Genomic DNA, 5731 nt, shown 5'->3' with positions numbered 1-5731 from the left:
TGGGAATAGACCCGGTAGAGGGGCGTCAGCCCTGGGCGCTCCAGATCCAGCAGGACAATATCGGCCCGTTTGCCCGGCTCCAGGGACCCGATTTCATCCTGCAGGTTCAGCACCCGGGCGCCCCCCATGGTGGCCATGCGGAAAACCGTCTCCGCCGGGAGGGCGGTTGGGTCACCCAACGCGAACTTCTGGATCTTGGCGGCGGCATTCATCTCGTCGAACAGGTCCAGGTTGTTGTTGCTGGCGGGGCCGTCGGTTCCCAACCCCACCGGGATGCCGGCCGCCAGCGCCCCTGTCACCGGGGCCGCCTTCGGGATGCCCAGTTTCATGTTGCTCTGGGGGTTGTGGGCAATGCCGGCGCCCCCCGCCGCGATGCGCTCCATGTCCTTGTCGGACAGGTGGATGGAATGGGCCAGCACGGTGCCGGGTCTCAAGGCGCCGATGGAATCCAGAGCTTCCACCACCCCCATGCCGGTGGATTCCCGGGTGGTGGCGTCTTCGGAGGAGTCTTCAAGAACGTGGATCTGGAAGACGGCATCGTGGGCCTCCGCCAACCGGAAAGCGGCCTCCACCACAGGGAGGGGAGTGGTGTAAAGGGCGTGGGCGCTGACGGAAGGCGTCAGGGTGGGGTGGTGCTGGTAGCGTTCCATGAACGCCGCCGCTTCCGCCAGCGAGGCTTCCGGCGTGGGGAAATCGGGTGTGGGGAAGCCCACCACCAGGGGACCGCTCACGGCCCGGATCCCCGCGTCAATGGCGGCCTGGGCCATCTGGTCACGGAAGTAGTACATATCCGTGAAGGTGGTTGTCCCGCTTTTCAGCATCTCCACCGAGGAGAGCAAGGCGCCCCAATAGACGAAATCGGGGGCCACCAGTGCCGCCTCGGCGGGGAAGATGTACGCTTCCAGCCAGGTCATCAGCGGTAGATCGTCCGCCAGGCCCCGCAGCAGCGACATGGCGGCGTGGCCATGGGTGTTCACCAGGCCCGGGATCACCAGGTGGCCCGTTGCGTCAAGGACCGGAACATGGGCAGGGCGGGGCGCATCCGGCTCCAGCAGGGCGGCGATGCGGTCCCCCTCGATCAGCACCGCGCCCCCCTCCAGGACGGTCCCTTCCTCGTCCATCACCACCACCACGCCACCGTCAACGAGGAGGGCATGGTCAGGGGAAACGGGCGGATTGGTGTGGGCGGCAGCGGGATCGGGCTTCAGGGGGCCGGCCACGGGCAGGGCTGTGGTCGTGATGAAAAGACCGTATCAGTGGCCCGTTGCCTCGGTATGGCCACCCATAAGCGGCGAACGGTTTAGGCTGGATGTTCATGTTCACGCTTCCCCTTGCGGGCAGTCCGGTTGTGGTCACGGATCGAGAACGGCAACTGAGCCAGGAGTTCTGGTCCCGCCGGGGGCAGAGGCCCCGGGCCGGGGGGAGGTTTTCTTCGCGGCGCCGCATCCGTCTTCAGCCCAGGGAACGGATTTTCGTTGTCCTTGGCATTGCCACTGCGGTCCTGGTGGTGGCGCTGGGGATCTTGCGGTGACGCTGCCCGGGCCGCCATGCCGCGTCAAGCTGCAAAGCCACACCCCCGACCCTGAAGCCTTCATGGCCTACGTGGCCAGGGTCAGCAATCCGGCCAACCAGGCCAACCCGGACCACGGCCGCCTGTTGAGGTACTGCATCCGCCATGGTCACTGGAGCGTGTTCGAGCATGCCTCCATGACCCTGGAGATCGTCACCACCCTGGACATCGCCACCCAGATCCTGCGGCATCGCAGCTTTTGCTTCCAACAGCTTTCCCGCCGTTATGCAGGGGAGGAGCAGGCGCCCGTGGAATGGGCCATGCCCCAGCTTCGCAGTCCCCACCCGAAAGACCGCCAGGCATCCCTGGATACACTGCCCCCCGACGTGGTGCGCCATTGGCAAGCCAGGATTGCCGCCCAGCTTGATGCCGCCCACCACCTCTATCGCCAGTTGCTGGCCGCAGGGGTGGCCAGGGAGTGCGCCCGCGCCGTGCTGCCCCAGGCCACCACCACCACCCTCTACATGACCGGCAACTGCCGAAGCTGGATCCACTACATCGCCCTGCGGAGCCAACCCGGCACGCAAGCGGAACACCGGGCCGTCGCCCACCAGGCCCAGGCCGTGTTCCGGACCGTTTTTCCCACCTGCGGCGCCGTGCTGGACGACCTGAACTGGGCCGCCTGAACACGGAAGGGGGGCATTCCCCCATGGATCAATCCATGTCCATGCGCAGGATGCGCAGGATGCGGAGGGCCGCCATGGCGGCGCCGTAGCCGTTGTCGATATTCACCACACAGAGGCCGGGGGCGCAACTGGCCAGCATCCCCTCCATGGCCGCATGGCCGCCGGCGCTCACCCCGTACCCCACGGATACAGGCACGGCAATAATGGGTTGGGGCAGGAGACCGGCCACCACCGTGGGCAGCGAGCCTTCCATTCCGGCGCAGACAATCAGAACCGGAAACCGGGCCAGGTGGTCCAGCCGGGCCATGAGGCGATGCAGACCCGCCACCCCCACATCGGCGATCAACTCCCCCTCCACCCCATGGCAGGCCAGGGCGATGGACGCCTCCGCGGCCACGGGTAGATCACTGCTGCCCCCGGTGAGGATGGCCAGCCGCTGCCATGGACTGGCGGGCAGGGAACCCATGGTGAGGCAGCGGGCCTGGGGGTGGTAACACAGTTGGGGGAGTTGCTGGCGCACGGCCCCGGCTTTGGCCTCCTCCACCCGGGTCACCAGCAGGGGTTGGCCGGCGGCGGCAAAGCGGCGGGCAGCCGCCAGAATCTGCTCCACCGTCTTGTCCGCTCCCCAGACCGCTTCCACCATGCCCAGACGGCGGCGGCGGTCCAGATCCAGGTTCAGGTTCCTGTCCCCATGGGTCATGGCGGTCAAGGGAATGGTTCCCGGATCAGAAGCGCCACGGCGGAGCAGGACATCCCCTCCTCGCGACCCTCCGGTCCAAGCTTTTCATTGGTGGTGGCTTTCACGCCCACTTGGTCCGGGGTGAGGCCCAACCGGGTGGCCATGTTGGCGGCCATGGCGGCAACATGGGGCCGCAGACGGGGGCGTTCAGCCACCACCACGGTGTCCACGTTCACCACCCGCCAGCCCTTCTCCCGCACCAGCAACCCCACCTGTTCCAGCAACGCCAGGCTGTTGGCGCCCCGCCAGCGGGGATCCTCGGGGGGGAAATAGCGACCGATGTCCCCCAGGGCCAATGCCCCCAGGAGGGCATCCATCACGGCATGGACCAGTACGTCCGCATCACTGTGGCCGTCCAGACCAAGGGGATGGTCGATGGTCACGCCCCCCAGGATCAGGGGGCGTCCCGCCACCAGGCGATGAATGTCGTAACCATGACCGATGCGAAGGTTCATGGGCTGCCGCTGGACAGGGTCATGGTGTCATGGTTCCGGCTGGGGCCGTAGCAATTCGGGGCGGCGGCGGCGGGTGCGCTGTTCCCGCTGGTCCTGGCGCCAACGGGCAATGGCGCCGTGATCGCCGCTACACAACACCCCGGGCGCCTCCATCCCCCGGAACACCCGGGGCCGGGTGTAGTGGGGGTACTCCAGCAAACCCTGGCAGAAACTTTCCTGCCGGAGGGATTCAGCCCGTCCCACGGTGCCCCGTCGCAGTCGCAGCACCCCGTTGATCACCGCCATGGCGGGGATTTCCCCACCGGTGAGCACCACGTCCCCCACACACAACTCCTCATCCGCCAGGGAGCGGATGCGTTCATCGATGCCCTCGTAGTGGCCACAGACAATCACCAGTTGGTCGTGGTTGGCGGCGAGGCGTTGAGCGTCGGCCTGGCAAAAGGGGCGGCCCTGGGGACACATGAGCAGCACCCGGCGACCGTGACCCACGGGAATCGACTCCACCGCGGCAAAGACGGGCTCGGGCTTGAGCACCATGCCCGCTCCGCCGCCGTAGGGACTGTCGTCCACCTTGTGGTGCGGACCGGGGGCGAAATCCCGGGGATTGTGGATGTAAAGCTCCGCCAGACCCGCCGCGAAGGCCCGCCCGATGACACCCAGCCCGTACAGCATGTGGAAGGCCTGGGGAAACAGGCTGACCACGTCCAGCCGCAGGGGCGCCTGTGGTTGCCCCTCATCCATCAACTCTGCAGACGGCGGATCTCAGAGTAGAAAGCGCAGGCCTGCACTGCTGACGGGTCGCTTTTGCAGGAGACGGTGCGGCTGCGGAGGCGCAGGTTGGCCTTGCTGAACCAGACGCGCTCCTCAAACTGCCGATCCCCGCTGCACCAGGCGAGGCGCAGAACATGATCCCGATCAAACCGCCAGCGTCCACGGCGGCCGTCGCTGTCCGCAAAATCCCCTTCCCGATCCTGGGCCGCCCCCATCATGTGCAGTTGGAAATCCGGCTGCCGGGGGCTGTGGAGGCGCAATACCCCCAGATCAGGCCCCGGCTCCGCCGGCTGCCAACTGAACGCCAACTGGGCGGATTCGCTCCGGTCCCAGCCTTCTTCCTCCCGGCTGACGGTCACCAGGGTGCGTAAGCTCAGCCAGCGGCCGGCGCAACGCTCCAGCAACTCCTCCACCGTGGCGGGTGGTTGGAAGGGAGCGGGGGCGGGGCTTGGGGCGGGCACAACACTGTTTGGCGGGATTCGCCTTCCATCCTCACCCATTGCCGTAACCCAGCTCAGCCAGCCGTCCCGGGTGACGGCGCCAGTGGGGAGACACCTTGACAAACAACTCCAGGTGAACCGGGCCGGCAATCAAGGTCTGCATCTGCAACCGGGCGGCAGTGCCGATGGCTTTCAGCATGGCGCCCCCCTTGCCGATGAGGATCCCCTTCTGGCTGCTCCGCTCCACCAGCACCACAGCGGCGATGCGGGTGCAGTGACGCTCTTCCCGGACGTCCTCAATGCGCACAGCCACGCTGTGGGGCACCTCTTCCCGGGTCAGATGCAACACCTGTTCGCGGATCTGCTCCGCCAGCAACAGGCGCTCCGGCTGATCACTGACCGCATGGGGCGGGTAAAGGTGGGGTCCCTCCGGTAGACGTTGGCTCAGACCCTCCACCAACTGCTCACAGCCGTCCCCATGCAAGGCGCTGAAGCCAAAGAACGGACAATCCCCCACCAGGCCCCGGTAGCTACGCTGCAATTGGGCGGCCCGCCTGGGGGGAACCAGGTCCTGCTTGTTGAGACCCACCACCAACGGGGCGGCGCAATGGCGCAGCAGTTGGGTGATGTAGGCATCCCCCTGACCGGGTGGCGTGCTGCCGTCCATGAGCAGTAACACCACGTCCACTTCACCAATGGTGGAACGGGCCACCTTGACCAGGCGCTCCCCCAGCAGGTGGTGGGGCTTGTGAATGCCGGGGGTGTCCAGCAGCACCAACTGGGCCGTGGGTCGGGTCAGGATGCCCCGCAGCCGGTTGCGGGTTGTCTGGGCCACAGGGGAGGTGATGGCCACCTTGTGGCCCACCAACTGGTTGAGCAGGGTGGATTTGCCCACGTTGGGGCGCCCAATCAGGGCCACGAAGCCGGAGCGATATCCCGGAGGCGTTGACGTAACGGTCTGTTCCCCCTCCGGAAGCGCCGGGGGGCCGGCTTGAGACGGGGATCGGGGATGGGGCAAGGGGCGTGCGGGGTCTCCCGGTTCCCAGCCTGCCTGCACCGGCAGGGAAGTGGGCTGCGGTGTACCCACCTTGTGGCATCTTGTGGCAGAGTTCCAAGCCTGCGGGCCATGG

Annotated in this window: 8 protein-coding genes; 2 read left to right on the top strand and 6 right to left on the bottom strand. The window is 66.9% G+C overall.

Annotated elements, in window-relative coordinates:
- Positions 1-1220, bottom strand: a 1220-nt coding sequence (locus tag BG35_RS0105740; protein ID WP_025782075.1) for an amidohydrolase family protein, incomplete at its 3' end; no start/stop codon positions are given.
- 95 nt (positions 1221-1315) lie between these two features.
- Here BG35_RS0105740 and BG35_RS13650 point away from each other — a divergent pair.
- Both BG35_RS13650 and thyX read left to right on the top strand, forming a co-directional pair.
- A complete protein-coding gene (locus tag BG35_RS13650; protein WP_236619801.1) occupies positions 1316-1531 on the top strand; it encodes a hypothetical protein in 216 nt (71 codons plus the stop codon).
- Positions 1528-2196 (top strand): FAD-dependent thymidylate synthase, encoded by a 669-nt coding sequence (thyX, locus tag BG35_RS0105730; protein ID WP_025782073.1) that lies wholly within the window; start codon positions 1528-1530, stop codon positions 2194-2196. The genes BG35_RS13650 and thyX overlap by 4 nt, the downstream gene beginning before the upstream one ends.
- 28 nt (positions 2197-2224) lie before the next feature.
- Here the strand turns inward: thyX and larB are convergent, their stop codons facing one another.
- The 5 genes from larB to era are packed head-to-tail and all read right to left on the bottom strand — an operon-like array spanning position 2225 to position 5619.
- A complete protein-coding gene (larB, locus tag BG35_RS0105725; RefSeq protein WP_025782072.1) occupies positions 2225-2896 on the bottom strand; it encodes a nickel pincer cofactor biosynthesis protein LarB in 672 nt (223 codons plus the stop codon).
- 5 nt (positions 2897-2901) lie between these two features.
- Positions 2902-3390, bottom strand: a complete 489-nt coding sequence (ispF, locus tag BG35_RS0105720; protein WP_025782071.1) for a 2-C-methyl-D-erythritol 2,4-cyclodiphosphate synthase — start codon at positions 3388-3390, stop codon at positions 2902-2904.
- A gap of 27 nt (positions 3391-3417) precedes the next feature.
- A complete protein-coding gene (gene trmD, locus BG35_RS0105715; protein WP_173399741.1) occupies positions 3418-4131 on the bottom strand; it encodes a tRNA (guanosine(37)-N1)-methyltransferase TrmD in 714 nt (237 codons plus the stop codon).
- Positions 4131-4622 carry a phycobiliprotein lyase gene (locus BG35_RS0105710; protein WP_034417338.1) on the bottom strand — a complete coding sequence of 164 codons (492 nt, stop codon included), beginning with the start codon at positions 4620-4622 and terminating at the stop codon, positions 4131-4133. Before BG35_RS0105710 ends, trmD begins: the two co-directional genes overlap by 1 nt.
- A gap of 31 nt (positions 4623-4653) precedes the next feature.
- Positions 4654-5619, bottom strand: coding sequence for a GTPase Era (era, locus tag BG35_RS0105705; protein ID WP_034417334.1), 966 nt, complete (start codon positions 5617-5619; stop codon positions 4654-4656).
- Positions 5620-5731: the final 112 nt, after the last annotated feature.

It is taken from the genome of Candidatus Synechococcus spongiarum SH4 (assembly GCF_000586015.1).
GTDB classification, from domain to species: Bacteria; Cyanobacteriota; Cyanobacteriia; order PCC-6307; family Cyanobiaceae; genus Synechococcus_B; species Synechococcus_B spongiarum_F.
This window is presented reverse-complemented; position numbering and strand designations above follow the sequence as displayed.

What these genes read in the sequence shown, in the direction of transcription:
- BG35_RS13650 (WP_236619801.1), top strand. Translation starts at nt 1,316, where the DNA reads ATGTTCACGCTTCCCCTTGCGGGCAGTCCGGTTGTGGTCACGGATCGA.
- ispF (WP_025782071.1), bottom strand. Translation starts at nt 3,390, where the DNA reads ATGAACCTTCGCATCGGTCATGGTTACGACATTCATCGCCTGGTGGCG.
- trmD (WP_173399741.1), bottom strand. Translation starts at nt 4,131, where the DNA reads ATGGATGAGGGGCAACCACAGGCGCCCCTGCGGCTGGACGTGGTCAGC.
- larB (WP_025782072.1), bottom strand. Translation starts at nt 2,896, where the DNA reads ATGACCCATGGGGACAGGAACCTGAACCTGGATCTGGACCGCCGCCGC.